This window comes from Streptomyces polyrhachis, assembly GCF_042663125.1.
Taxonomy (GTDB): domain Bacteria; phylum Actinomycetota; class Actinomycetes; order Streptomycetales; family Streptomycetaceae; genus Streptomyces; species Streptomyces polyrhachii.
The window spans coordinates 1-24,887 of sequence record NZ_JBHSZO010000034.1; the positions used below are offsets into that span (position 1 = coordinate 1).

The following is a 24,887-nucleotide window of genomic DNA, read 5'->3' on the forward strand; positions in this document are numbered from 1 at the left end:
CGCCGCCCAGACGCCGGCCGAGCACCCCGTCGAGCCTTCGCCGTACGAGGCGGGCCGGCGCGCGCTGGTCGAGCAGACCGACCACGCGGAGTGGGTCGACACCCAGCGCGAGCCGGAGCGCCCCCGCGCGGCCGACCCGGGCTGGGACCCGGTCCCCGTCCCCCTGCCGACGTACGTCACGGCCCCGGTCGCCCCGCGCGCCACCCAGGGACTGGACCTGGAGGCGTCGGACGCCTGGAGCTCGGCCCGCTCCTCGACGGCGCCCTCCCGTCCCGCCGCGGCCCCGCGCCCCGCCCAGCCCGCGCCGGAGCAGCCCGACCGCTCCGACCGGCCCGACCAGGAGGGGCCCCGGCCCCGCCGCTCGCGCACCCCGCTCTTCGACCAGTACGCGGACCCGGACCGCAAGCGCGCGGCGAACGAGTAGCCCCGGCGCGGGCCCGGCCGGGGGCGGATTTCGTCCCGGCCCGCAGGGGGTGCTAAAGTTCATCTCGTTGTGAGGGCCTGTGGCGCAGTCCGGTAGCGCACCTCGTTCGCATCGAGGGGGTCTGGGGTTCAAATCCCCACAGGTCCACCACACAAAGAAAGATCCCGCCCGATCATCTTGATCGGGCGGGATCTTTCTTTGTGTGGTGGGGTGTTGGCCTCGGTGGGCGGTTCCGGGCCGAGTGCGCCACCGGCGCCGCCGTCGAGCGGCGACGGCGTCAGCGGTGCTCGGAAGGATCGTCTGACCGTGCGGTGCGCAGGTCGGCCGCGGGTCAGTCCGCCGGGACGAAGCGGACGCGGTAGAGGGTCGGCCAGAGTTTGCCCGTCAGGAGGAACTCGTCCGTGGCGGGGATCGCCGCGATGCCGTTCAGGACATCCGCGGCGGGAGCCCCCGACTGGCTGTGGAGGGCGGCGGCGTCGATCGTCGCCGTCACCGCGCCGGTGGCGGGGTCGATGCGGGCGATGCGGTCCGTCTGCCAGATGTTGGCGTAGACCGCGCCGTCCGCCGTGCACTCCAGCTCGTTCAGCTGGGTCAGGGGGCGGCCCGCCTCCGTGACGCGGACGCGGCCCGTCTCCTGGAACGTCCGCGGGTCGCGGAACGTCAGGGTCGACGAGCCGTCGCTCATCACCAGGCGCTGCTGCGAGGGCTGGTGGCACAGGCCCCAGCCCTCGCCGTAGTAGCGCACCCGGCGGCGCTCCGCCAGCGTGCTGGCGTCGCGCTCGATGGCCACGCCGTTGCGCCAGGTCAGCTGCCACAGGGCGTCGCCCACCAGCGTGATGCCCTCGCCGAAGAACTCGCGGGGCAGTTCCGTGCGCCGGTCGGGGGCGGCGCCCGGCGCGCCCGTCGTGACCACGGACCGCCCGGCCAGCCCCGTCCCCTCGTACAGCACACCCTCGTGCAGCTCCAGGCCCTGGGTGAACGCCGTGCGGTCGTGCGGGAGCGTCTCAAGGACCTCGGCGCGCAGCCGCTGCGGGCTCGGGGGCGCGGACGTCCGGTGCTCGGACGTCTGAGGCGCCGGGGCGTTCCCGGTGTCCGGCAGGTCGGCGCTCTCGGCCTGCGCCGAGCAGCCGGTGAGCAGGACGAGGAGAGCGACGCAGGTCGCCGCGGGAGCGCGCATGGGCCAACCCTGGCATACGGGGCGGCGCCGCACACAGAGGGACCCGCTCCGGCCGGGGCGCCCCGCTCTTCCGGCTCACCCGCGCCACCGGTGCGGCCGCCTGCTCCGTGTGCCCCGTCAGGACGAACACGCCCGCCGCCGCGACGGTGCCCGCGATCAGTACGCCGACCGCGCCCTGCGCCCCGTAGCGGAAGGACTCGCCCATCGCCGCGATGCCCACCGCCGCCGCGACCACCGGGTTGACCACGGTCAGGGTGGCCAGCGGGGCGGCCAGTCCGGCGCCCCGGTAGGCGGCCTGCGAGAGCAGCAGGCCCCCCGTGGCCAGCACCGCGACCATCACCAGGCTCAGCGGGTCGGCGGGGTCGTCCAGGAGCGCCTTGGTGAAGACGGACGCCATGCCGAACGCCGTGCCCGCGGCCGTCGCGAGGGTCAGGCTGCGGACCTTCGGCCGGTGCCGCAGGCGCCCGGCGGCCAGCGTCAGGGTGCCGACCGCGGCGACCGTGCCCCCCGCGACCGCCGCCTGCCACTGCCCGCTCATCGGATGGGAGGGGCCCGATCCGGTCAGCGCGAGGATCACCACCAGCCCCACCGTGCACATCAGTGCCGCCGCCCAGGCCGTGCGGTCGGCCCGCTTGCCGGCGAAGAGCGCCGCGAGGGGCAGGGCGAAGACGATCGTCAGCGCACCCAGCGGCTGGACCAGGCTGAGGGAGCCGTAGGCCAGCGCCGCGACGTGCAGCAGCGCGCCCGAGCCGTTGAGCGCGACGGATGCCCACCAGCCGCGGTCGCGCAGCGGCGGACGGGCCGGGGAGGGGGCCGCCGACTGGGCGGCCGCCTGGGAGGAGGCAGCGCGCTCCTGCAGGACGGCCGCGCCCGCGTAGGCCGTCGCCGAGACGAGCGACAGCAGCAGCGCGAACAGGAAGGAACTCATATATCAACCCTCCCCCTCACGCGGTGGAAAGTCGTCATCCCTCCGGATGCATTGGGTCCTACTGCTCTGGAAGTACGCCCCGCGCTCCGGCTCCCGCTGGGGGTGGAGATGCCCCGGCGGGGTTTGCCGGCCGGGCGGCCGGGCGGGGGGTCAGGACGTCCAGTCGTAGAAGCCGCGGCCCGTCTTGCGGCCCAGCTCGCCCCGGGCGACCTTCTCCCGCAGCAGCGCGGGGGGTGCGAAGCGCTCGCCCAGCGTCGTGTGGAGATGCTCGGCTATCGCCAGGCGGACGTCCAGGCCGACCAGGTCCGTCAGCCGCAGCGGGCCCATCGGGTGCTTGTAGCCCAGCGTCATCGCGTGGTCGATGTCCGCCGGCGCCGCGACGCCCTCCTCGACCATCCGGATCGCCTCCAGGCCCAGCAGCACGCCCAGCCGGCTGCTCGCGAAGCCGGGGGAGTCCCTGACCACGACGTCGGTCTTGCCCAGGGCGTGCGTCCAGGCGCGGGCGGCGGCGGTCGTTTCGGGGGCGGTCCGCGGGCCCGTCACCAGCTCGACCAGCTCCGAGGCGGGCACCGGGTTGAAGAAGTGCATGCCGAGGAAGCGGGCCGGGTGCTTGAGGGCGGCGGCCAGCTCCGTGACGGGCAGCGAGCTGGTGTTCGTCGCCAGGACGGCGTCCTCGCCCATCGCCCGCTCGGCCGCCGCCAGCACCTCGGCCTTCAGCGCCGGATCCTCCGGGACCGCCTCCACCACCAGCTCCGCCCCGCGCGGCAGCTCCGCGATGGAGGCCGCCGTGCGCACCCGGGCCAGCACCTCGGCCGCGTCGGAGACCGAGCCGCGCTCGGCGGCCCGGCGCAGGCCCGTCGCCACCCGCTCCAGCGCCGCCGCGGCCGCCTGCGGGCTGCTCTCCACGAGGGTCACCCGCGAGCCGGCGGTGGCGAAGGACTGCGCGATCCCGGCGCCCATCCGGCCGCCGCCGATCACACCGACGGAGCGGGGCGCGGCGGGGGCCGCGGGGGTGCTGTCGGGCGTTGTCATCGGGGCCACCTCACGGACGGGGAGGGCAGGGGGGCAGGGGGGACTGCCGTGGTCGCGCAGCCAAGCTAACCGAATGATCATTCGGGCGGCAAGGGCGGCAAGGGCGGCAAGGGCGGCAAGGGCGGCAAGGGCGGCAAGGGCGGCGGCCCGCCCGGCACGGAGCGGGGCGGGCCTGACGTGGCAGGACGAGTGCGGTCCGGCGGCCTGTCACCGCCGCCGGCGCGCTGTCACCGCCGCGCGGAATCCTTCATGCACATCACTCCTCGGTTCCCGGCCGGCCCGCTGTCGCCCGGGAGTCCGTGGTCGGGACCTCGGGGTACTGAGGTCCCGTGCGGACTACCGCACCCTCATTTTCCCACCGGGGCCGAGTCCGCGCCCGGTGGCGGGGCGAGCGGCTTGGTGTAGCACCGGCACGAGTCGTAGCCGCGGTAGGGGCCGAACTTCACGGCCGCCGGCTCGTATCCCTCGGAGGTGTACAGGGCCATCGCCTCGGGCTGCATGACGCCGGTCGTCAGGACCATCCTGGCCCGGCCCGCCGCCCGGGCCTCGGCCTCCAGCAGGGCCAGCACCCTGCGGGCGAGGCCCAGTCCGCGGGCCTCGGGCACCACGTACATCCGCTTGACCTCGGCGTCCCCGTCGGCGTACCCCTCGTCGTCCGTGTACCGGGTGCGCCAGCCGCCGGAGGCGAGGGGGGTGCCGTCCTCGGCGTAGACGAGGAAGTAGCCGCCGTGCGGCGGGTCGAACTCGGCGGGGTCCATGGCCGAGGAGTCGCCGTCGCTGCCGTAGCGCTCGGCGTACTCGGCCTGGACCCGGGCGTCGAGCTTGACGGCGTCGGGGTGGTCGTAGCGGACGGCGACGATCTTCATAAGGGGCATCGTAGGGAAGGGGTTGTCGGTGGCGGTCGTTAGGGTGCTGTGGTGCTGACTGTGACGACTGTGAACGTGAACGGCGTGCGGGCCGCCGCGCGCAAGGGCTTTCTGCCCTGGCTGGCCGCGACGGACGCCGACGTGGTGTGCCTGCAGGAGGTGCGCGCGGAGGTGGCGCAGATACCGGCCGAGGCGCGTGAGCCCGAGGGCTGGTTCACGGCCTTCGCGCCGGCCGCCGAGAAGGGCCGGGCGGGGGTGGCGCTGTACACGCGCCGGGAGCCCGAGCGGGTGCGGGTGGGCTTCGGCTCGGCCGAGTTCGACGCGAGCGGGCGGTACATCGAGGCCGATCTGCCGGGTCTCACGGTCGCCAGCCTCTACCTGCCCGCCGGGCAGGTGGGCACGGAGCGCCAGGAGCAGAAGGAGCGCTTCATGGCGGAGTTCCTGCCGTACCTGACCCGGCTGCGCGAGCGCGCGGCGGCCGACGGGCGCGAGGTGCTGGTCTGCGGCGACTGGAACATCGCGCACCGCGAGGCGGACCTGCGCAACTGGCGGGGGAACGTGAAGAACTCCGGCTTCCTGCCCGAGGAGCGGGCGTGGCTCTCGAGGGTCCTGGGCGAGGGCGGCTACACGGACGTGGTGCGCGCGCTCCATCCGGAGGTGGAGGGCCCGTACTCGTGGTGGACCTACCGGGGGCGGGCTTTCGACACGGACACGGGGTGGCGGATCGACTACCACATGGCCAGCGCGGGGCTGGCCGGGCGCGCGGTGAAGGGCTTCGTGGAGCGGGCGGCCAGCCACGAGGAGCGCTGGTCGGACCACGCGCCGGTGACGGTCGTCTTCGAGCGGTAGGGCCTGCGGGGCGGGGCGGGGCGGACGTCAGTCCGCGTCCTTCCCGCCGTCCGTGCGGTCCGTGCCGTCCGCCTGCTTCCCGCCGCGCTGCCACCGCTCCGTCTCCGTCCGCAGCCGCCGGTCCATCGCCATCGCGACCTCCGCCTCCAGGATCGACTTGGCCATGGGGCGCAGGCGCTCCACCGTGTCGGCGATCTCGGTCAGCCGGCCGGGGTCCGGCCCGTCCGCGTCCGCGCCCAGGACGTCCGTGCCCAGGACGTCCGCGAAGAGGTGGTCGCGGATGAGGTCGGTGAACATCTCCGCCAGCTCGTCCGCGTGCCGGCGCACGCCCCGGCCCGCCGCCAGCACCACCGAGAGCGGGACGCCCTCCCGTACCAGCGCCGCGGAGACGTCCAGCAGCCGGCGGCTGGCGTGGACGAACTCCTCGCCGTCGATGGCGAGATAGCCGATGTCCAGCGAGGCGGTGAGATTCTCCCCGGAGACCTCGTCGCCGAAGTAGTCGGCCAGCTCCTGCGGGGTGAGCCGGACCGGGGTCTCCTCCGACCAGGGCCGCACCAACGGCATCTCGAAGCCCAGCAGTTCGGCCGCGCCGCGCACGTCGCGGCCGGACTCGAAGGCGCAGAGCAGCTCCGCGATGCCGCCGAGGGTGTGGCCGCGCTCCAGCAGCGCGGTGATCGTCCTCAGCCGCTCCAGATGGGCCTCGCCGTACCAGGCGATCCGGCCCTCCTTGCGGGGCGGCTGCAGCAGCTTGCGCTCGCGGTAGAAGCGGACGGTGCGGACGGGCACGCCGGCCGCCTCCGCCAGCTCCGCCATCCGGAACTCCTGGCCCATGCGCCGCGCCGCCTCCCTCCGTACCGCCTGGTGCAAGGCCCCAGCGTACGACCCCCGCGCCCGCGCCCGCCGCCGTATCCCCCGGAGCGGCCGGCGGAGCGGAAGTTGCCCGTGCGTGACCCCTACCGCTCAGTAGCAGGAAGCCTTACCCTCCCATCATGCCAGTAATCAGTGGCATGGTCTGCGGTCGGTGCACAGGCGTCTGAGGGGGTGCGGCATGGGCGGTGCGGAACGCCGGCACGTGGCGGTGGCCGTGATCGGCGCCGGCTTCGGCGGCCTGGGGGCCGCGGTGCGGCTGCGCCGCGAGGGCGTCACGGACTTCGTGGTGCTGGAGCGGGCGGCGGCCCTGGGCGGCACCTGGCGCGACAACTCCTATCCGGGCTGCGCCTGCGACGTGCCCTCGCACCTGTACTCCTTCTCCTTCGCCCCCCACCCCTCCTGGCCGCGCACCTTCTCCGGGCAGGAGGAGATCCGCGGCTACCTGGAGCGCGTCGCCGACACCTTCGGGCTGCGCCCGCACCTGCGCCTGGGCCACGAGGTCCGCGCGATCCGCTGGGACCCCTCGGCCCTGCGCTGGGAGGTCGACACCGACGGGCAGGACTTCACCGCCGACGTGGTGGTGAGCGCCACCGGCCCGCTCTCCGACCCGAGGATTCCCGAGATCCCGGGCCTGGACACCTTCCCCGGCGCGGTCTTCCACTCGGCCCGCTGGGACCACGGCACGGACCTGCGCGGCAAGCGCGTCGCCGTCGTCGGCACCGGCGCCTCCGCCATCCAGATCGTGCCCCACGTCCAGCGCGCGGCCGGCCGCCTCACCCTCTTCCAGCGCACACCCCCCTGGGTGCTGCCCAAGGCCGACCGGCGCATCCTTGCCGCCGAGCAGTGGCTGCACGCCGCCGTCCCGGCCACCGCCACGCTGCGCCGCGGACTGCTCTGGGCCCTGCGGGAGGTGCAGGTCGCCGCCTTCACCAAGTACCCGAACCAGCTGGCGCTGATCGAGCACGTGGCCAAGGCGAACATGGCGCGCTCGATCAGGGACCCGGAGCTGCGCCGCAAACTCACCCCCGACTACCGCATCGGCTGCAAGCGCATCGGCCTGTCCGGCGACTACTACCCGGCGCTCGCCGCGCCCAACACGGACGTCGTGGCCGCCGGCCTGCGCGAGGTCAGCGGCAGCACCCTGACCGCCTCCGACGGCACCCGGACCGAGGCCGACGTGATCGTCTTCGCCACCGGCTTCCGCGTCACCGACCTGCCCGTCGCCGACCGGATCACCGGCCGCGACGGCACGACCCTGGCGGAGGCGTGGAAGGGCGGCATGGAGGCCCTGCGCGGCGCCAGCGCCGCCGGCTTCCCCAACCTCCTCACCGTCATCGGCCCCAACACCACGCTGGGCAACAGCTCGATGATCCTGATGATCGAGTCCCAGCTGAACTACCTCGCCGACTTCGTACGCCAGCTGCACGCCCTGGGCGGCTCCGGCGTCGCCCTGGACGCCCGCCCCGAGGCGGTGGCGCGCTGGAACGAGCGCGTCCAGCGGCGGATGGCGCGCACCGTCTGGAACACCGGCGGCTGCACCAGCTGGTACCTGGACGCCGCCGGCCGCAACACCACCGTCTGGCCCGGCACCACCACCGAGTTCCGCGCCGCCACCCGCCGCGTGGACCTCGCGGAGTACGAGGTACTGCGCGCCCCGCAGCCGGAGTCGATCCCCACCGAGAGCAACACACCGAAGGAGGAAGCCCGTTGAGCCGCCGCATGCACGTGACCGAAGGGCCTTTCGCACCCCCCGTCGCCCGCCGCGAGCTGACGGTGACGTCCGCCGACGGCTCGCGGCTGCACGTCGAGGTCCACGGCCCCGACGACGCCCCCACCGTGGTCCTCATCCACGGCTGGACCTGCTCGACCGCCTTCTGGGCACCCGTCGTACGCGACCTCGCCGCCGACCACCGCGTGGTGGCGTACGACCAGCGCGGCCACGGCCGCAGCCCCGCCCCCGGCTCATCCGGCGGCTACTCCACGACCGCGCTGGCCGACGACCTCGGCGCCGTACTGCAGGCGACCCTGCGGCCCGGCGAGCGGGCCGTGCTGGCCGGGCACTCGATGGGCGCGATGACGCTGCTCGCCGCCGCCGACCGCCCGTACCTGCACGAGCGGGCCGCCGCCCTGCTGCTCTGCTCCACCGGCGCCTCCCGGCTGGCCGGCGAGTCCCAGGTGATCCCGCTGCCCGGCGCCGGACCGCGCGCCCTCGCGCACAGGGCGCTGCTGCACTCCCGGCTGCCGCTGGGCCCGGTCAACGCCGTGACCCGCAGCGTGCTGCACTACGCCACCATGGGCCCCGGCGCCTCGCGCGAGGCGCGAAACGCCTGCGCGGCGATCGTGCACGCCTGCCCGCCCAAGGTGCGCGGCGCCTGGGGCCGGGTGCTGGCCGGGCTGGACCTGGAGGCCGAGGTGCGCCGGCTGCGCGTGCCCACGGCGGTCATCCAGGGGACGGCCGACCGGCTGACCCCGATGGTGCACGCGCGCCGCATCGAGGCGGGACTCCCCGAGAACCTGGGCCTGGCCGAGCAGCCGGGCCTGGGGCACATGACCCCGATGGAAGCCCCCGACGTGGTCAGCGGATCCATCCGCACCCTGGTGAAGGACTATCTGCCCACGACCGCCGCCTCCGGCGCGGCCGTGGAGGAGGAGACGGCATGAGTACCGCAAGGCTGGACGGCAAGGTCGTCGTGATCACGGGCGCGGCCCGCGGTGTCGGGGCGCTGCTCGCGCGCAAGCTCTCCGCGCGCGGCGCGAAACTGGCGCTGATCGGCCTGGAGCCCGAGGAGCTGAAGGCGGTCGCCGCCTCGCTGGGCACCGACGCCGACCACTGGCACGCGGACGTCACCGACCACGAGGCGATGGCGCGGGTCGCCGCCTCGGTGGTGGAGCGCTTCGGCCGGGTGGACGTCGTGGTGGCCAACGCCGGAGTGGCGATGGGCGGCCTCTTCGAGCACTCCGACAGCCGCAGCTTCGACCGGGTCATCGAGGTCAACCTGCTGGGCAGCGTGGCCACCGCCCGCGCCTTCGTCCCCGCGCTGATCGCCAGCCGCGGCTACCTGCTGCAGATCGCCTCCCTCGCCGCGATCACCCCGGCGCCGCTGATGGCCGCGTACTGCGCCTCGAAGTCCGGCGTGGAGGCCTTCGCGCACTGCCTGCGCGCCGAGCTGGGTATCAAGGGCGTCAAGGTCGGCGTCGGCTACCTGAGCTGGACCGACACCGACATGGTCCGCGGCGCCGACGAGGACGACCTGATGCGCGACATGCGCAAGGCGATGCCCTGGCCGACGAGCAAGACCTACCCGCTGGACCCGGCCGTGGACCGGATCGTGACGGGCATCGAGCGGCGCGCGCCGCACGTGTACGGGCAGTGGTGGCTGCGCGGCATGCAGGCGGTGCGCGGCACGCTGCCCACCGTCATCGCCATCGGCGGCGCGCGTGAGCTGCGCAAGTTCGGCGACCGGCTGGAGCAGGCGCGCGACTGCAAGCGGGGCCTGGTCGGCGCGGGCGGCGCGGCGGACGAGTCGGTGCGCTCGTCGTAGCGCGGGCTGCGCGGGCTGTACGGACTGTACGGGTCGAGCGGGCCCGTAGGAACGGCTGAGGGGTGTGTCCCGCTGTGGAAGCGGGACGCACCCCTGCCGCCGGCACTCCGGCGCTGGGGCTGTGGGCCGGGGTGCCGCAAAGGCCGCGGAACCGCCGCCCGGGACTGCTGGGGTCGTCGTCAACCCCGTCGCGGGACGGCCGGGTTGCCACCGGCCTCGCTTGGGGTACTACTGGTCGTGCTGCGAACGGGCGTCCTGCGCCTGCTCCTTGGCGGAGTCGGCGCCCTGCTGCCCCTTCTCCTTCAACTTGGCCATCTCGTCCTTGGCCTTGGCGCCGAACTCGTCGGCCGCGTCCTTGGCCTTGTCGGCCGCGTTGTCGAGGAAGTCTCCGATACCCATCTCTTCGCACTCCTAGCAGTAGGCGGTTGAGCGGCTTGTGGGGCCAACCTCAGCGTGTCATAAGGGATATACGACCGCATGTCGGGCGGGGCGTCCGGGGGGTTCGGCCACGAACGGGCGACGCGGCTACGAACCCCCCGCCCGGGGCGGGAGTTGCGGACGCCGGCGGTCCGGGATCTCGCTGTAGTCCGGCGCCGCCTTGGCGGGCTGCTCCGCCAGCAGCTTCAGCGCCGTGTCCACGGCCACGTTCAGCTCCGAGCTGCGGCCCTCCGCCCAGTCCAGCGGGGTGCGTTCGGCCTCGATGTCCGGCCGCACCCCCTCGTTCTCCACCGACCAGCCGTAGTCGTAGAACCAGGCGGCGTTCATCGGCACCGTGATCACCGTGCCGTCGCCCAGCCGGTGCCGGCCCGTCATGCCCACCACGCCGCCCCAGGTGCGCAGGCCCACCACCGGTCCCAGGCCCAGCAGTTTGAACGCGGCGGTGATCATGTCGCCGTCGGAGGAGGTGTTCTCGTCGCAGAGCGCCACCAGCGGGCCGCGCGGAGCCGGTGAGGTGTAGGAGACCGGCTGTGCGTTGCGGGTCAGGTCCCAGCCCAGCACGGGGCGCGTCAGCTTCTCCAGCACCAGTTCGCTGATGTTGCCGCCCGCGTTGCCGCGCACGTCCACCACCAGCGCCTCGGCGTCCATCTCGGTGCGCACGTCGCGGTTGAACTGCGCCCAGCCCGAGCCGACCATGTCGGGGATGTGCAGGTAGCCGCAGCGCCCGTCGCTCAGCTCGCGCACCCGGGCCCGCCGGCCGGCCACCCAGTCCTGGTAGCGCAGCGGCCGGTCGTCCACCAGGGGCACCACCGCGACCCGGCGGGCGCGCCCCGTTCCCGGGTCGCGGAAGGTCAGCTCCACCGTCGTACCCCCGGCGGCGGCCAGCAGCGGGCCGGGGCCCGGCTTCGGATCGACCTTGTGCCCGTCGATCTCGGCCAGGACCATCCCCTCCGGGATGCCGTGGCCGGCCAGCGGCGAGCGGGCGCGGCTGTCGGAGGACTCGCCGGGCAGGATGCGCGCCACCGTCCACTCGCCGTCCTTCGTACGGCCGAAGTTGACGCCCAGCAGGCCCAGCGGGCGCTGGTAGCCGCCGGGGCCCTCGTTGCGCCGGGCCGGGGTGACGTAGGCGTGCGAGGTGCCCAGCTCGCCCATCGTCTCCTGCAGCAGGTCGGCGAACTCGTCCGGCGTGGCGACCTTGTCCAGCAGTGGCCGGTACTGGTCCAGCACCGCCGGCCAGTCCAGGCCGCACATGTCGGGCGCCCAGAAGTAGTCCCGTACGATCCGCCCGGCCTCGTCGAAGGACTGGTGCCATTCCGCGACCGGGTCGACCTCCAGCATGATCCGCCGCAGGTCGATGTACGTGGTGGTGTCCGGCTCCGCCCGGTCGGCGGCCGGGACGACCCGCAGCACGCCGTCGTCCAGGACGACCAGCCGGCTGCCGTCGCCGCTCACCCAGATCGAGTTGACCTGCGAGGTCAGCTCGGTGCGTTTGGCCTTGGGGATGTCGAAGTGCTCCAGCGTCGGATTGCCGGAGGTGTCGTACGGATTGGCGAAGGTCTCGCCCAGCGCGCCCGAGATCGGCCAGCGCAGCCAGACCAGCCCGCCGCCCGCGACCGGCGTGAGGGAGGAGTACTTCGAGGCCGCCACGGGAAAGGGCGTCACCCGGCTCGCCAGCCCCTCGGGCTCCACGTGCACGGTGGAGTCGCCGCCCTCCAGCGGCCCCAGCGGGTCCATGCCGCCCGCCGCCGGGCGCCCCTCGGCGGAGAGCGCGAAGGGCGAGGGCGTCGCGGAGGAGAGCGGCACCAGGTACGGGCGGCAGCCCAGCGGGAAGGACAGGTCGCCGGTGTGCACGTCGTGCACCGGGTCGAAGCCGCGCCAGGAGAGGAAGGCCAGATAGCGGCCGTCGCGGGTGAAGACGGGCTGCTCGTCCTCGAAGCGGCCGTTGGTGACGTCCAGGACCAGGCCGTCCGAGAGCCGGGCGATCTTGATGCGGCGCAGGGTGCGGCCGATGCCGGGGTGGGCCCAGGCGATCCACTTGGAGTCGGGGGAGAAGGAGATGTCCTGGACGGGGCCGTTGTCGGAGCGGATCAGCTCGACGGCGCGGCCCTCCTCTTCGGGGGGCTGGGCGTCGGCGGGCGCGGCGCTGTCCGGGGGCTGGGCGCTGTCCGTACGATCCGCGTCGTCCGTACGATCCCCGCTGTCCGCAGGATCCTCCGCGCCCTCCGCCGCCTCCTCCGCCGGTTCGAAGCGCGAGGGCCGCTCCGGCACCCGGACGATCAAGAGCCGCCCGTCGTTGGAGGCCACCGCGATCGCGCTGCCGTCCGGCGAGGGGACCAGCGCCTGCGCCCGGCCCAGCTCGCCGGCGGCGAGCCGCAGCGGCGGGCGCAGGGGGCCGGCCTGCGGCAGGTCGGATATCTCGATCGCGTCCTCCCCGCCCGCGTCCGTGATGTACGCGACCGAGCCGGTGCTGCCCAGCGTCTCCGGCAGCCGGATGCGTACGCCCGGCTCGTCCACGATCGCGCGGGCCGGACCGTCGCGGTGGGTCAGCCAGTACAGCGCGCCGCGCACCGCGACCGCGCTCGCCCGGCCCGTCAGGTCGGGGGTCAGCGCGGTGAGGTTGGCGGCGGCGGAGACCTGGTGCTTGCGCCGCCCGGTGCGCGCGCCGCCCAGCCGTACGTCCAGGCGGCGCGGCTCGCTGTCCGCCGTCAGCCCGTCCACCAGCCACAGGTCGCCGGCGCACTGGTAGATCACGCGCCTGCCGTCGGTGGAGGCCGAGCGCGCGTAGAAGTCGCTGTGGTCGGTGTGCCGGCGCAGGTCGCCGCCGTCGGGGCGGCAGGAGTAGAGGTTGCCGATGCCCTCGTGGTCGGAGAGGAAGGCGATCCGGTCGCCGACGATCATGACGCTCTCGAGCTGGCCGCCGAGGTCGGGCAGCAGCCGCTGACCCTGGAGGTAGAGCCGCCCCGTCGCCCCGCCCCGGTAGCGCTTCCAGTCCGCCGGCTCCTGGACGGACTTGCCCGTGAGCAGCAGCGTTCGGCGGGCGCCGTCGAGGGTGCCGACGGCTATGTCGTTGACCGGCCCCCAGGGCTGCCTGCCCGCCGCGCCGCCGTCGGCCGGGACGTGGTACGCCCACTGGAAGGAGGAGAGCGGCTGGCTGTGCGAGGAGACCGCGAGGATGTCGCTGCGACCGTTGTCGTCGGGCGGCGTCCAGCCGCGCACCTTGGTGTCCGTGCCGCCCCAGTACGTCAGCCGCCGCGCCTCGCCGCCCTCGACGGGCACGGTGTAGACCTCCGGATCGAGGCTGCGGACGCTGGTGAAGGCGATGGAGGAGCCGTCCGGGCTGAAGCGCGGGGTGTCCACCCGGGTGCGGTCCACCGTCAGCCGCCAGGCGCGCTCGGGCTCGACGCCGGGGGGTGCGAGGGGGGCGACCCACAGGTCGTCCTCGGTGGTGAAGCAGATCCTGTCGCCGTGCAGGTGGGGCGTGCGGAGATAGCCCTCGGAGCCGAAGTGGGGGCCGGAGTCGGGGCCGGACGCCGGGGACACGGGGGAGTCCGCGGGGTCCGGCCGGGCTATCGGGTCTGTCGGGCCCGTGGGGTCGGTGGCGACGGAGGCAGCCTTGGCGGTCACCCCTCCATGGTTCGGGCGGGCCGTCGGCCCGGCAACTCGGCCGCGGGCCGGGGGCGGGGGCGGCGGGCGGCGTGCGTAGCCGTCAATGCGCCGAATTCCTTATTGCAAGTCCTTCGCAATAAGCCGGTATCATCGAACAGTTCTGCCAGACCGGGAGGGGAACCCCATGCATGTACCCGACGGATTCATCAACGCGCCCGTCTCCGTGGCCGCCGGAGTGGTCGCCGCCGGCGCCGTGGCGGTGAGTCTGCGCGGCGCCCGCCGGGAGTTGGACGAGCGCACCGCCCCGCTGGCCGGTCTCGTCGCCGCCTTCGTCTTCGCCGTGCAGATGCTCAACTTCCCCGTCGGCGCCGGTACGAGCGGGCACCTCCTGGGCGGCGCGCTGGCGGCGATCCTCGTCGGCCCGTACACGGGGGTGCTCTGCGTCTCCGTCGTGCTGCTCATGCAGGGGCTGCTCTTCGCGGACGGGGGGCTGACCGCGCTGGGCGTCAACATCACGCTGATGGGCGTGGTCACCGTCGTCGTCTCGTACGCCCTCTTCCGCGGCCTGCTGCGCATCCTCCCCGCCGGCCGCCGCGGCCTGGGCATCGCCTCCTTCGTGGCCGCCGCCGTCTCCGTCCCGGCCTCCGCGCTGGCCTTCACCGGGCTGTACGCGCTGGGGGGCACGGCGGACGTCTCGCTGGGCAAGGTCGCCGCCGCCATGGTCGGCGTGCACCTGCTCATCGGGCTGGGGGAGGCCGCGATCACCGCCGTCACCGTCGGCGCGGTCGCCGCCGTGCGGCCCGACCTGGTGCACGGGGCGCGCGGGCTCGTACGGACGCTGGAGATCCGGCACGCGGACGGCAGTACGTCGACCGTCCAGGCGGCCGACTCCCCGGCGACCGGCTCCCCAGTGACCGGCTCCCCAGTGACCGGCTCCCCGGTGGCCGCTCCGGTGCGCGGGACGCGCAGGGTCTGGGCCGCCGGGCTGGCGACCGCCGCCGTGCTCGCCGGCGTCGTCAGCTTCTACGCCTCCGCCAGCCCCGACGGACTGGAGAAGGTCGCCGCCGACCAGGGCATCTCCGCCGAGGAGAAGCCGCACGGCCTGGGCGACTCCCCGCTCGCCGACTACGGCGTGCGGGACGTCGACGACGCGCGGCTCTCCGGGGGGCTGGCCGGACTGATCGGGGTGGGCGCCACCCTGGCGGTCGGCTCGGGGGTCTTCCTCGCCGTGCGCCGGGCCCGGCGGGCACCGGCCGCGGAGGCCCGTACCGCCGCCTCCGACACCGCCTCCGACGCCGCCTCCGCTCCTGCCGAGACCCGGGTCTGAGGCGTGGGCGCGGGCCACAGCCACCGGCTCTACCGGCACGCCCACAGCCCCGTCCACGCGCTGCCGCCGCAGTGCAAGCTGGTCGCGGTCCTGGGCTTCGTCCTGCTGGTCGTCGCCACCCCGCGCGAGGCGGTGTGGGCCTTCGGGCTGTACGCGGCGCTGCTCGCGGGCGTCGCCGCGCTGGCCCGCGTCCCGGCGGCCTTCGTGGCGCGGCGGCTGGTCCTCGAAGTGCCGTTCGTCGCCTTCGCGGTGCTGCTGCCGCTGGTCGCCGAGGGCCCGTACACCGAGGTCGCGGGGCTGTCGCTGAGCCAGTCGGGGCTCTGGGGCGCCTGGAACATCCTCGCCAAGGGCACCCTGGGCGTCGCCGCCTCGGTGCTGCTGGCGGCGACCACCGAGCTGCGTGAGGTGCTGCTCGGGCTGCAGCGGCTGCGGCTGCCGCCGCTGCTGGTGCAGATCGCCTCGTTCATGATCCGCTACGGCGACGTGATCGCCGGCGAGATGCGCCGGATGCGCATCGCCCGCGAGTCGCGCGGCTTCGAGGCGCGGGGCCCGCGCCAGTGGGGGGTGCTGGCGACCTCCGCCGGGGCGCTGTTCATCCGCTCCTACGAGCGCGGTGAGCGCGTCCACCTGGCGATGGTCTCGCGCGGCTACACCGGGACGATGCCGGTGATCGACGAGTCGCTCTCCACAGCCGCCGACTGGCGCCGCGCGGCCGTACTGCCGCTGCTCGCACTGGCGGTCTGCCTGCTGGGCCGGTGGTACGCATGACCTCCGACGGAACGGAAGCCCCGATGCCCCCGATGACGCACCCCTCGCTGGAGGTCTCCGGCCTCGCCTTCGCCTACCCCGACGGCCACCAGGCGCTCTACGGCGTCGACTTCACCGTCGAGCGCGGGCAGCGCGTCGCCCTGCTCGGCCCCAACGGCGCGGGCAAGACCACCCTCGTCCTGCACCTCAACGGCATCCTGGGCGGCGGCGCGGGCACGGTGCGGGTGGCCGGACTGCCGGTCGAGAAGCGCAACTTCGCCCAGATCCGCCGCCGGGTCGGCATCGTCTTCCAGGACCCGGACGACCAGCTCTTCATGCCGACCGTGCGGGAGGACGTGGCCTTCGGACCGGCCGCCGCCGGGCTGCGCGGGGCGGAGCTGGCGGCGCGGGTGTCGGAGGCACTGGAGCGGGTCGGCATGGCGCAGTACGCCCAACGGCCGCCGCACCACCTGTCGTTCGGCCAGCGGCGCCGGGTGGCGGTGGCCACCGTGCTGGCGATGGAGCCGGAGATCCTCGTCCTGGACGAGCCCTCCTCCAACCTCGACCCCGCCTCCCGCCGCGAACTGGCCGACATCCTGCGCTCCCTGGACGTGACGGTCCTCATGGTCACGCACGACCTGCCGTACGCGCTGGAGCTGTGCCCCCGGGCGCTGATCCTCAGCGACGGCGTGATCGCGGCCGACGGGGCGACGCGCGACATCCTCGCGGACGGGGAGCTGATGGGGCGCCACCGGCTGGAACTGCCCTTCGGCTTCGATCCGCGGAGTGTGCCGGCGGGGTGAGTCCGGGGTGGGGCCGCTGGGTTGGGGCGGTGGGGTGAGTCGGCGGGTCGAGCCCGGAGTTATCCACAGGCCGTGTCCGCGACCTGTCGCGGCGCGGTCCGGCGCCCTACGCTTTGGGCATGAGGCGATTCGGGGGCTATGCGGCCATCGTCACGGGCGGGGCGCACGGGATAGGCGCGGCCATCGCGCGGCGGCTGGCGGGTGAGGGTGCCCGCGTGGTCATCGCGGACATCGACGCGGAGGCGGGCAAGGCGACGGCCGCCGCGATAGGGCGCGGGGCCGAGGCCGTGCACTGCGACGTGCGCGAGCTGGAGCAGGCGGCGGAGGCCGTGGCGCACACCGTGGAGGTGTTCGGGCGGCTGGACGTGCTGGTCAACAACGCCTTCGCGGGTGCGGGTCCGAGCAGTCTCGCGCAGGCCGCGGACGCCGAGTGGCTGGCCGCCTTCGACGTCACGCTGCACGGTGCCTTCCGGATGGCGCGGGCCGCGCTGCCCGAGCTGGCGCGGGCCGGCGGCCGGGGGGCGATCGTCAACATCGGCTCGGTCAACGGCGAGACGGGCCTGGGGGAGCACGGCTACAGCGCCGCGAAGGCCGGCCTCTCCAGCCTCACCCGCACGCTCGCCGTCGAGGCCGCCGCCTCGGGGGTGCGGGTCAACCTGATCGCGCCCGGGACGATACGTACCCGCAACTGGGCCGGCCAGGAGGCGAAGCTGACCGAGGTGGCACGCAGCGTCTATCCGCTGGGCCGCGTCGGCGAGGTGGCGGACGTGGCGGCGGCGACGGCGTTCCTGGCCTCCGCCGACGCGGCGTGGATCACGGGCGTGACACTGCCGGTGGACGGCGGCCTGCTCGCGGGGAACCTGGCGTGGAGCCGGGCGGCGGGCGACTGAGACCGAACGGGGGCGGCGCGGCGGCTCCTCAAAGGCTCGGCGGCGGTCCGAAGCCCCCCTGCGGGGGCGGCTGGTACGGGCCGGGGGAGGGAGTGTGCGGAGCATGGGGCGGAGGCGGCGGCACGTAACCGGGCTGCGCCGGATAGCCGGGCTGTGCTGAATAGCCGGGCGGCGGCGATTGCGGCTGCGATTGCGGGGCCCATCCCCCCGCGAACCCCGCCGCCCCGGGCAGCCCCGCCCGGTGGGCCCGCGCCCCCGCCGCCACCAGCAGCACGATCACCAAGGCGCACGCCAGCGTCTGCAGCACGATCGAGGCGAGCTGCAGTTTGCCCTCCGTGTCGGCGCCGGCCATCTCCCAACTCGGATACCAGTCCCCGCCCTCGGGTGACGGACCGCTGGACGACCCCAGCGTGAGGCCGAGCATGTGCCGTACGTCCAGGTAGAGCAGCACGGCCGCCAGCGCCACCCCCGCGCTCCGCGCGGCGGGCCGCCCGGCCAGCGCCAGCCCGCCGAGCACGAACATGGCGGTGGTGTACACCGCCTCGTAGAACCAGAAGGTGCCGCCGATGGCCAACTGGATGCCGGCGTCGGCCGGATGCGCGGCGTTGACCAGGTGCAGTACGTAGTCCCCGGCGTCCAGCCGGTAGTCCGAGCCCGTCAGCCCCCAGCCGATCCACGCCAGCGAGAGCAGCCCGAGGAGCAGCAGCACCACCCCGGCGCCCGCGGACGCCGCGCCGGGCCGGGGCGCCTCCTGCGTACGGGCCGCGAGCATCAGGACCAGCACCGTGCCGGCGACGGCGAAGGCCAGCGCCCAGGTCACGATGATGACGGCTTCGAGCCCGTTGCCGCTCAGGTACCGGTCGCGGTAGTCGCCGGAGGTGAACAGCCCGGCCAACTCCCGTGCCGCCACGGCCAGTACCACCCAGCCGACGAAGAGGGCCGCTCCCCGCGCGGCCGGACGCCGCGCCAGCGCGAGCACCCCGGCGGTCAGCACGGCCGCCGTCAGCGCCCACACCTGCGGGGAGAAGAGCGCCGGGGTCACCCGGACCCGGGCATCGACCAGCGCCCGCAGGAAGTCGCCCCCGCCGAGAGAGGTGAAGCGGAAGTCGTAGACGATCCAGCCCACGATCGACAGGCCGAAGACGAGCAGCAGCGCCCCCGCCGCGACGAACGCCCCACGCGGCCGCGCCGCCCCCGCCGCCCCACTGCCGGATATGGTCCCGGGAAACGCCATGACCGATCCACCCCCTGCACCTGGCCAGCACAACGCCCCCATCATGCAGGAGGGTCGACCCGCGCGCGCCGCTGTGACGCAGTTGTGGCCCGGCCGGTACGGCGCGCGCCGGCCCTACCCCGCCGCCAGCAGCGCCCGTACGAGCGGCCCCGCGAACTCGCCGCCGTGGCCCGTCTGCGGGACCACCGCGGCCGCCGCCACGTCGTTGCGGTAGGCGGTGAACCAGGCGTTCGGCTTCTTCTGCCCGTCGACCTCCGAGGTGCCCGTCTTGGCACCGACGTCGCCGCCCAGCCCCTTCATCGCCGCCGCGGCCGTCCCCCAGACGGCGGTCTCCTTCATCATCCCGCGCAGCTGCGTCGCCGTGGCCGCCTTCATCCTGCGCGGCGCCTTGGCCAGCGCGCGCCCGTCGAACCCGGGCGCGACCAGATAGGGCTGCTTGAAGACCCCCGCTTTGGCCGTCGCCGAGACGGACGCCATGACCAGCGGATTGGCGCGCACCCCGCCCTGGCCGATGAGCGAGGCCGCCATCTGCGCCTGGGACTGCACGGGCACCCGGCCGTCGAAGGTACTCACGCCGGTGGCCCAGTTCAGGCCGATGCCGAAGACGTCCCGGGACTGCTTGGTGAGGTCGTCGTCCTTCAGCTTCTCCGCCATACCGACGAAGGCCGTGTTGCAGGAGTTGGCGAAGGACTGCGCGAAGGTGCTGCCCTCGGGCAGCTCGAACTTCTCGACGTTCTGGAACTTCCACCCGCCGTACGTCGAGTACTTCGGGCAGGGATGCTCCTGCGTACTGGCGGCGATCCCCTTGTCGAGCAGCAGCGAGGCGGTGACGACCTTCATCGTCGAGCCGGGGGCGAGGGAGCCCTGCAGCGCTGTGTTGAAGCCGCCCGCCGGGGAGTTGGCGATGGCGAGGATCTCACCGGTGCTCGGCCGCACGGCCACCACCGAGGCGCGCTTGGCCTTGCGCACCTGCTCCTCGGCGACCTGCTGCACCGCCGGGTCGATGGTGGTGCGCACCGTCCCCGGCTTCCCCTTGGCCAGCACCAGCAGCGTCTCGGGGACGGCGGCCTTGCCGTCCTTCGCCGCCGCTGCCTTCTTCGCCGCCGCCGCGGGCTCGATCCAGATCTCCACGTCGCTGCTGCCGCCGGCCTGCTTGCCGTACTTCTCGCGCAGACCGGCCACGACCGGGGTGAGCGAGGGGTAGCGGGCGGTGTCGAGCAGCTTGCCGTCGCGGCCGGTCGCCTGCACCGGCGGCGTGTCCGGCTCACCGATCCGCAGCTGCTCGCCCGGGCCGAGCTCGGGGTGGAGGATCGTGGGCTGCCAGTGCACGAGCGCCTTGCCCGTCCGCCTGTCCCGTACGACCTCAAGGCTCGCCCTGTACGTCCACGGGGACGTCGTGCCGCCGTACGAGACCTGCGCCTGGACGTCGAAGGGGAGCGTGGTGCCCTTCGACGCCCCCGGCGTGAACCTCACGGAGGTGGCGGCGACGTCCTTCGCGTACCCGGTGAGCGCGCTGCCCGCACCCACCCGGTCGTCGGTCAGAGCGGCGGCCCGGGGCACACGCCCGGCGGCCCAGTCGGCGAGGAAGCGCTGCCCGACGGCCCGCACCTCCTTCGCGGAGGGCGGCGCGGTGTTCACCGGCCGGGGCTTCGCGGAGGTGGTGGTGCCGTCCCCGCCGAACAGGGCGTACGCACCGAAGCCGGCCGCGCCGACCACGGCGACCGCACCACCGGCGACAGCGGCCTTCTGCCACGCCGGGGGCCCGCTGCGGCGACGCCGATGCCCGCCACCGGAGCGCTGCCCCACCTGCTGCCCGTCCCGCATATCCCGCAGCTCCCTCGCGCCTACCACGCATCCGTGCCCCCGAACCCTAAGGCACGCCGCGGCCGGCACTCCCGTGCCGTTCGCTTGGACGGGTGGTGCGGGAGGGAAACCCGGGACGACCGGCCGTTCCCGGCCGTAGAAGGAGCCCGGTCAGATCCACGTCCCGAACCACATCCGGTCCTGCCACTCGTCCCGCGGGATCGTCTGGCCCGTGTAGACCGGGAAGAAGTAGACGAAGTTCCAGACGATCAGCAGGACCAGGGCGCCCCCCGCGATCACGCCCACCGTGCGGCGGCGTTCCGGGGAGCCGGGGGGGCCGGCCATGGCGCCCAGCAGTTGGGCGACCGCCAGGCAGAGGAAGGGGACGAAGACCACCGCGTAGAAGTAGAAGATCGTGCGCTCCTGGTAGCGCAGCCACGGCAGCCAGCCCGCCGCCAGTCCGCACAGGATCGCGCCCGAGCGCCAGTCGCGGCGCAGCGCCCAGCGGTAGAGGGCGTAGACGATCGCCGCCAGGCCCGTCCACCACAGCAGCGGGGTGCCCAGCGCCAGCACCTCGCGGGCGCAGTCCTGGTCGAGGCCGGCGGGGCAGCCGTCCCTGCCGGGCTTGGGGCCCTCCCAGAAGTACGAGACCGGGCGGCCGGCGACCAGCCAGCTCCACGGGTTGGACTCGTAGCGGTGGGCGCTGTCCAGGCCGACGTGGAAATTCCACACCTCGTGGTGGTAGTGCCACAGCGAGCGCAGCGCCCGCGTCCACGCCCAGCCGCCGCGCTCGGCGGCCCACTGGCGGTGGTAGCCCCCGGAGGTGGCGAACCAGCCCGTCCAGCTCGCCAGGTACGCCGCCACCGTGACCAGCGCGCCCGCCAGCGCCACGGGCACGTCCCGCAGCAGCGTCGACAGGTACGGCTGGCGCGCCCCGGCGACCCGCCGCGCGGCGGCGTCCCACAGCAGTGTCAGCAGTCCGAAGGCGGCGACGAAGACCAGGCCGTTCCACTTGGTGCCGACCGCCAGCCCCAGGCAGACGGCGGCCACCAGCAGCCACGGCCGCCACCACATCGTGAAGGACTGCGCGACGGCCGCGTCCGGCCGCCCGTCCGGCGGGAGTGCCGCCGCGAGGCGCGCGCGGAAGCGGTCGCGGTCGACGAGGACCGCCCCGAAGGCCGCCAGCACCCAGAACATCACCACCAGGTCCAGCAGCGCGGTGCGGCTCATCACGAAGTGCAGCCCGTCCACCGCCATCAGCCCGCCCGCCAGGCAGCCCAGCAGCGTGGAGCGGAAGAGGCGCCGGCCGATACGGCAGAGCATCAGGACGGAGAGCGTCCCCAGCACGGCCGTCATGAAGCGCCAGCCGAAGGGGTCGAGCCCGTACAGCCCCTCGCCCAGCGCGATGATCCACTTGCCGACCGGCGGGTGCACCACGTAGGCGGGGGCGTCGGAGAGCGGGATGGTCTGCGGGTCGGCGAGGATCTTGTCGTTGGCGCCGTCGGGCCAGGTCCCCTCGTAGCCCTGCTTCAGCAGCGACCAGGCGTCCTTGGCGTAGTACGTCTCGTCGAATATCACCGCGTGCGGGCTGCCCAGCCGCCAGAAGCGGATCAGTCCGGCGAAGAGCGCCACCAGCAGCGGCCCCGCCCAGGCGGAGATCCGCACCATCCGCAGCGCCCCGGCGGGGCTCGCGCCGAGCAGCTGCCACAGGCGGGTGCCGCCCGTCGCGTACGGCGGGACGAGCCGCTCGCGGCTCGTCACCGGCCGCGGCGGGGCGTACCCGAAGCGCCGCAGCCGGGCAGGCCACAGCCCGCGCGGTGCCTCGTCGTCCACCCGGTGTGCGGCCTCGGTCGCCGTGTCGCTGCTCACGGGCGAATCCTATGGGGCGCCCCGCGAGGCGCAGGGGCGCCGTCCGGGAAGCAGCGCGGCGCCCCCGTGGCGGCCCCCGCCGGGTGGGCAGGGCAGTATGGGCCCGTGGACACCGCACCAGCCTCCGACTCCGCCCAGCCCGCCCCCTCTTCGGGCGCCTCCGCCGGACTCCTCGTCCTGGCCGGTACGCCCATTGGCGACCTCACCGACGCCTCGCCGCGGCTCGCGGCCGAGCTGGCCTCGGCGGACGTCATCGCCGCCGAGGACACCCGGCGGCTGCGCCGGCTCACCCAGGCGCTGGGGGTGGAGCCGCGCGGGCGCGTGGTGTCGTACTTCGAGGGCAACGAGAGCGCCCGTACGCCCGAGCTGGTCGAGGCGCTGACCGGCGGCCTGCGGGTGCTGCTGGTGACCGACGCCGGGATGCCCTCGGTCTCCGACCCCGGCTACCGGCTGGTCGCCGCCGCCGTCCAGCACGGCATCACCGTCACCACCGTCCCCGGACCCTCCGCCGTGCTGGCCGCGCTGGCCGTCTCCGCGCTGCCGGTGGACCGCTTCTGCTTCGAGGGCTTCCTGCCGCGCAAGGCCGGCGAGCGGATGACACGGCTGACCGAGGTGGCCGGCGAGCGCCGCACCCTCGTCTACTTCGAGGCCCCGCACCGACTGGCCGAGACCCTCGCCGCGATGTCGGAGGTCTTCGGCGAGGACCGGCGCGCGGCGGTCTGCCGCGAGCTGACCAAGACGTACGAGGAGGTCCGCCGCGGCCCGATGAAGGAGCTGGCCGACTGGGCGGCCGGCGGGGTGCGCGGCGAGATCACGGTCGTGGTGGAGGGGGCCCCCGAGCGCGGCCCCGGCGAGCTGACGCCCGAGGAGCTGGTGCGGCGCGTGGCCGTGCGCGAGGAGGCGGGGGAGCGCCGCAAGGAGGCCATCGCGGCGGTGGCCCAGGAACTGGGCGTACCCAAGCGGGAGGTCTTCGACGCGGTGGTCGCCGCGAAGAACGCGAGCGGGCAGCAGTAGCGGGGGCTGCGGCGCCACGGCGCGCGGAAGGGACGGTCCGAAAGGCTGCGCGCTGGGCCGAACGGGTGTCCACTGGAGAGCGGGGCACCCGCCACAGGGTGCCCGGGAGTAGGCACTCCGGTGGAGGAGGCGGACCGTATGAGCGAGTCGGGCCAGCCGGGCCAGTCCGGCGAGTCGGTCACCGAGGCAGTCACCGAGGCGTATGCCTTTGCCTGTATGCGCTGCGGGCACGCCTGGGAGCAGAGCTACGAGATCGTGCACCACACGGACAGCAAGGGGCGCCCCTTCGTCACGTACCACGCGGACGGCGAACGGGTCCCCTCCCCGCTGACCAGGCCGACCTGCCTGAACTGCGGCAAGCACGTGGTGCGCATCATGCGCTCCGGGCAGGTACGCACGGCGTCGCCCGACTGGGAGAGCCACTCCCACTGAGCCGCCCCCACTGAGCCGCTCCCCTGAGCCGCCCACTGAGGGGCCCGCCCGCGCCCGCGGACCCGCCGAATAGCATCGGCGTATGGCCAAGAGCGACCCGAGTACCGACAAGTCCGCCCCGCCGCCCCCGCCCGAGCCGCTGCGGGTCGCCGTCGCGGACTCCCACACCCACCTGGACATGCAGCAGGGCAGTGTCGGGGAGGCGCTGGCGAAGGCCGCCGCCGTGGGCGTGACGACCGTGGTGCAGGTCGGCTGCGACGTGAAGGGCTCGCGCTGGGCCGCCGAGACCGCCGCCGCGCACGACGCGGTCTGGGCGGCCGTCGCCCTGCACCCCAACGAGGCCCCCCGCATCGTCCACGGCGACCCCGACGGGTGGTCGCGCCAGGACGCCCGTACCCCCGGCGGCACGGCGGCGCTGGAGGAGGCGCTCGCCGAGATCGACGCGCTGGCGGCGCTGGAGCACGTCAAGGCGGTCGGCGAGACGGGACTGGACTACTTCCGCACCGGCCCGGAGGGCGTGGCCGTGCAGGAGCTGTCCTTCCGCCGGCACATCGACATCGCCAAGCGGCACGGCAAGGCGCTGGTGATCCACGACCGGGAGGCCCACGCGGACGTCCTGCGGGTGCTGGCGGAGGAGGGCGCCCCCGAGCGGACCGTCTTCCACTGCTACTCGGGCGACGCCGAGATGGCCCGGATCTGCGCCGAGAAGGGCTATTTCATGTCCTTCGCCGGGAACATCACCTTCAAGAACGCCCAGCCGCTGCGCGACGCCCTCGCCGCGGCCCCGCCGGAGCTGCTCCTCGTGGAGACCGACGCGCCCTTCCTGACCCCCGCGCCGTACCGCGGACGGCCTAACGCGCCCTACCTGATTCCGGTCACACTGCGGGCGATGGCGGCGATCAAGGACGTGGCGGAAGACGTGCTGGCCGCGGCCGTGGCCGCCAACACGGCGCGGGCGTTCGGCTACGGCGCCGGGGGCCGTCCGGCGCAATGATCCGTCACCGGGAGTGACACAACGGTTTTGCGGCGCGGGATC

19 protein-coding genes, 1 tRNA gene and 3 pseudogenes are annotated in these 24,887 nt (G+C 74.4%); 13 read left to right on the forward strand and 10 right to left on the reverse strand.

Annotated features, from left to right (window positions below):
* Together ACFQLX_RS19935 and ACFQLX_RS19940 are read left to right on the forward strand one after the other, a co-directional pair.
* Window positions 1-424 (forward strand): annotated as a pseudogene (locus ACFQLX_RS19935) (hypothetical protein); the annotation flags it as partial.
* 73 nt (window positions 425-497) lie between these two features.
* Window positions 498-574, forward strand: a tRNA-Ala gene (locus tag ACFQLX_RS19940).
* A 181-nt stretch (window positions 575-755) separates the two neighbouring features.
* Here ACFQLX_RS19940 and ACFQLX_RS19945 read toward each other — a convergent pair.
* From ACFQLX_RS19945 to ACFQLX_RS19960, 4 genes and pseudogenes are all read right to left on the reverse strand, one after another.
* Window positions 756-1,601 (reverse strand): glutaminyl-peptide cyclotransferase, encoded by an 846-nt coding sequence (locus ACFQLX_RS19945; RefSeq protein WP_465270549.1) that lies wholly within the window; start codon window positions 1,599-1,601, stop codon window positions 756-758.
* Between the two features lie 187 nt (window positions 1,602-1,788).
* Window positions 1,789-2,529: pseudogene (locus ACFQLX_RS19950) on the reverse strand (DMT family transporter); the annotation flags it as partial.
* A gap of 150 nt (window positions 2,530-2,679) precedes the next feature.
* A complete protein-coding gene (locus tag ACFQLX_RS19955) occupies window positions 2,680-3,561 on the reverse strand; it encodes a 3-hydroxyacyl-CoA dehydrogenase family protein (RefSeq protein WP_386417075.1) in 882 nt (293 codons plus the stop codon).
* Window positions 3,562-3,908: 347 nt separating this feature from the next.
* A complete protein-coding gene (locus ACFQLX_RS19960; protein ID WP_386417076.1) occupies window positions 3,909-4,427 on the reverse strand; it encodes a GNAT family N-acetyltransferase in 519 nt (172 codons plus the stop codon).
* Between the two features lie 51 nt (window positions 4,428-4,478).
* Here ACFQLX_RS19960 and ACFQLX_RS19965 point away from each other — a divergent pair, with 51 nt between their 5' ends.
* Entirely contained in the window at window positions 4,479-5,276 is a 798-nt protein-coding gene (locus tag ACFQLX_RS19965; protein WP_386417078.1) for an exodeoxyribonuclease III, read from the forward strand.
* A gap of 27 nt (window positions 5,277-5,303) precedes the next feature.
* Here ACFQLX_RS19965 and ACFQLX_RS19970 read toward each other — a convergent pair whose 3' ends face one another.
* Window positions 5,304-6,107: a MerR family transcriptional regulator gene (locus tag ACFQLX_RS19970; RefSeq protein WP_386417158.1), complete on the reverse strand. Its 804-nt coding sequence runs from the start codon at window positions 6,105-6,107 to the stop codon at window positions 5,304-5,306.
* A gap of 217 nt (window positions 6,108-6,324) precedes the next feature.
* Here ACFQLX_RS19970 and ACFQLX_RS19975 point away from each other — a divergent pair, with 217 nt between their 5' ends.
* The 3 genes from ACFQLX_RS19975 to ACFQLX_RS19985 are packed head-to-tail and all read left to right on the forward strand — an operon-like array spanning window position 6,325 to window position 9,688.
* The gene (locus tag ACFQLX_RS19975; protein WP_386417080.1) at window positions 6,325-7,857 is read left to right on the forward strand and encodes a flavin-containing monooxygenase; all 1,533 of its coding nucleotides are present in this window, start codon (window positions 6,325-6,327) and stop codon (window positions 7,855-7,857) included.
* Complete coding sequence (locus ACFQLX_RS19980; protein ID WP_386417082.1) at window positions 7,854-8,807, forward strand: alpha/beta fold hydrolase; 954 nt, start codon at window positions 7,854-7,856, stop codon at window positions 8,805-8,807. Before ACFQLX_RS19975 ends, ACFQLX_RS19980 begins: the two co-directional genes overlap by 4 nt.
* Window positions 8,804-9,688: an SDR family oxidoreductase gene (locus tag ACFQLX_RS19985; protein ID WP_386417083.1), complete on the forward strand. Its 885-nt coding sequence runs from the start codon at window positions 8,804-8,806 to the stop codon at window positions 9,686-9,688. Before ACFQLX_RS19980 ends, ACFQLX_RS19985 begins: the two co-directional genes overlap by 4 nt.
* 228 nt (window positions 9,689-9,916) lie before the next feature.
* Here the strand turns inward: ACFQLX_RS19985 and ACFQLX_RS19990 are convergent, their stop codons facing one another.
* Both ACFQLX_RS19990 and ACFQLX_RS19995 read right to left on the reverse strand, forming a co-directional pair.
* Window positions 9,917-10,087, reverse strand: a complete 171-nt coding sequence (locus ACFQLX_RS19990; RefSeq protein ID WP_386417085.1) for a hypothetical protein — start codon at window positions 10,085-10,087, stop codon at window positions 9,917-9,919.
* Between the two features lie 126 nt (window positions 10,088-10,213).
* Complete coding sequence (locus ACFQLX_RS19995; RefSeq protein ID WP_386417160.1) at window positions 10,214-13,666, reverse strand: S41 family peptidase; 3,453 nt, start codon at window positions 13,664-13,666, stop codon at window positions 10,214-10,216.
* Window positions 13,667-13,916: 250 nt separating this feature from the next.
* Here ACFQLX_RS19995 and ACFQLX_RS20000 point away from each other — a divergent pair, with 250 nt between their 5' ends.
* From ACFQLX_RS20000 to ACFQLX_RS20015, 4 genes are all read left to right on the forward strand, one after another.
* Window positions 13,917-15,059: an energy-coupling factor ABC transporter permease gene (locus ACFQLX_RS20000; protein WP_386417087.1), complete on the forward strand. Its 1,143-nt coding sequence runs from the start codon at window positions 13,917-13,919 to the stop codon at window positions 15,057-15,059.
* A gap of 3 nt (window positions 15,060-15,062) precedes the next feature.
* Entirely contained in the window at window positions 15,063-15,827 is a 765-nt protein-coding gene (gene cbiQ / locus ACFQLX_RS20005; RefSeq protein ID WP_386417088.1) for a cobalt ECF transporter T component CbiQ, read from the forward strand.
* A gap of 32 nt (window positions 15,828-15,859) precedes the next feature.
* Window positions 15,860-16,609: an energy-coupling factor ABC transporter ATP-binding protein gene (locus ACFQLX_RS20010; protein WP_386417162.1), complete on the forward strand. Its 750-nt coding sequence runs from the start codon at window positions 15,860-15,862 to the stop codon at window positions 16,607-16,609.
* A gap of 119 nt (window positions 16,610-16,728) precedes the next feature.
* A complete protein-coding gene (locus tag ACFQLX_RS20015; protein WP_386417090.1) occupies window positions 16,729-17,499 on the forward strand; it encodes an SDR family NAD(P)-dependent oxidoreductase in 771 nt (256 codons plus the stop codon).
* Between the two features lie 28 nt (window positions 17,500-17,527).
* Here the strand turns inward: ACFQLX_RS20015 and ACFQLX_RS20020 are convergent, their stop codons facing one another.
* The 3 genes from ACFQLX_RS20020 to ACFQLX_RS20030 form a co-directional block, all read right to left on the reverse strand.
* Window positions 17,528-18,733, reverse strand: coding sequence for a hypothetical protein (locus ACFQLX_RS20020; RefSeq protein WP_386417091.1), 1,206 nt, complete (start codon window positions 18,731-18,733; stop codon window positions 17,528-17,530).
* Between the two features lie 114 nt (window positions 18,734-18,847).
* On the reverse strand, window positions 18,848-20,557 hold the full coding sequence (locus ACFQLX_RS20025; RefSeq protein ID WP_386417093.1) for a penicillin-binding transpeptidase domain-containing protein: 1,710 nt from the start codon (window positions 20,555-20,557) through the stop codon (window positions 18,848-18,850).
* Between the two features lie 150 nt (window positions 20,558-20,707).
* On the reverse strand, window positions 20,708-22,405 hold the full coding sequence (locus tag ACFQLX_RS20030) for a dolichyl-phosphate-mannose--protein mannosyltransferase (RefSeq protein ID WP_386417094.1): 1,698 nt from the start codon (window positions 22,403-22,405) through the stop codon (window positions 20,708-20,710).
* A gap of 105 nt (window positions 22,406-22,510) precedes the next feature.
* Here ACFQLX_RS20030 and rsmI point away from each other — a divergent pair, with 105 nt between their 5' ends.
* The 3 genes and pseudogenes from rsmI to ACFQLX_RS20045 all read left to right on the forward strand — a co-directional run bounded on the left by rsmI (window position 22,511) and on the right by ACFQLX_RS20045 (window position 24,845).
* Entirely contained in the window at window positions 22,511-23,419 is a 909-nt protein-coding gene (rsmI, locus tag ACFQLX_RS20035; RefSeq protein WP_386417096.1) for a 16S rRNA (cytidine(1402)-2'-O)-methyltransferase, read from the forward strand.
* 138 nt (window positions 23,420-23,557) lie between these two features.
* Window positions 23,558-23,818: pseudogene (locus ACFQLX_RS20040) on the forward strand (hypothetical protein); the annotation flags it as partial.
* Between the two features lie 115 nt (window positions 23,819-23,933).
* Window positions 23,934-24,845, forward strand: a complete 912-nt coding sequence (locus ACFQLX_RS20045) for a TatD family hydrolase (protein WP_386417098.1) — start codon at window positions 23,934-23,936, stop codon at window positions 24,843-24,845.
* Window positions 24,846-24,887: the final 42 nt, after the last annotated feature.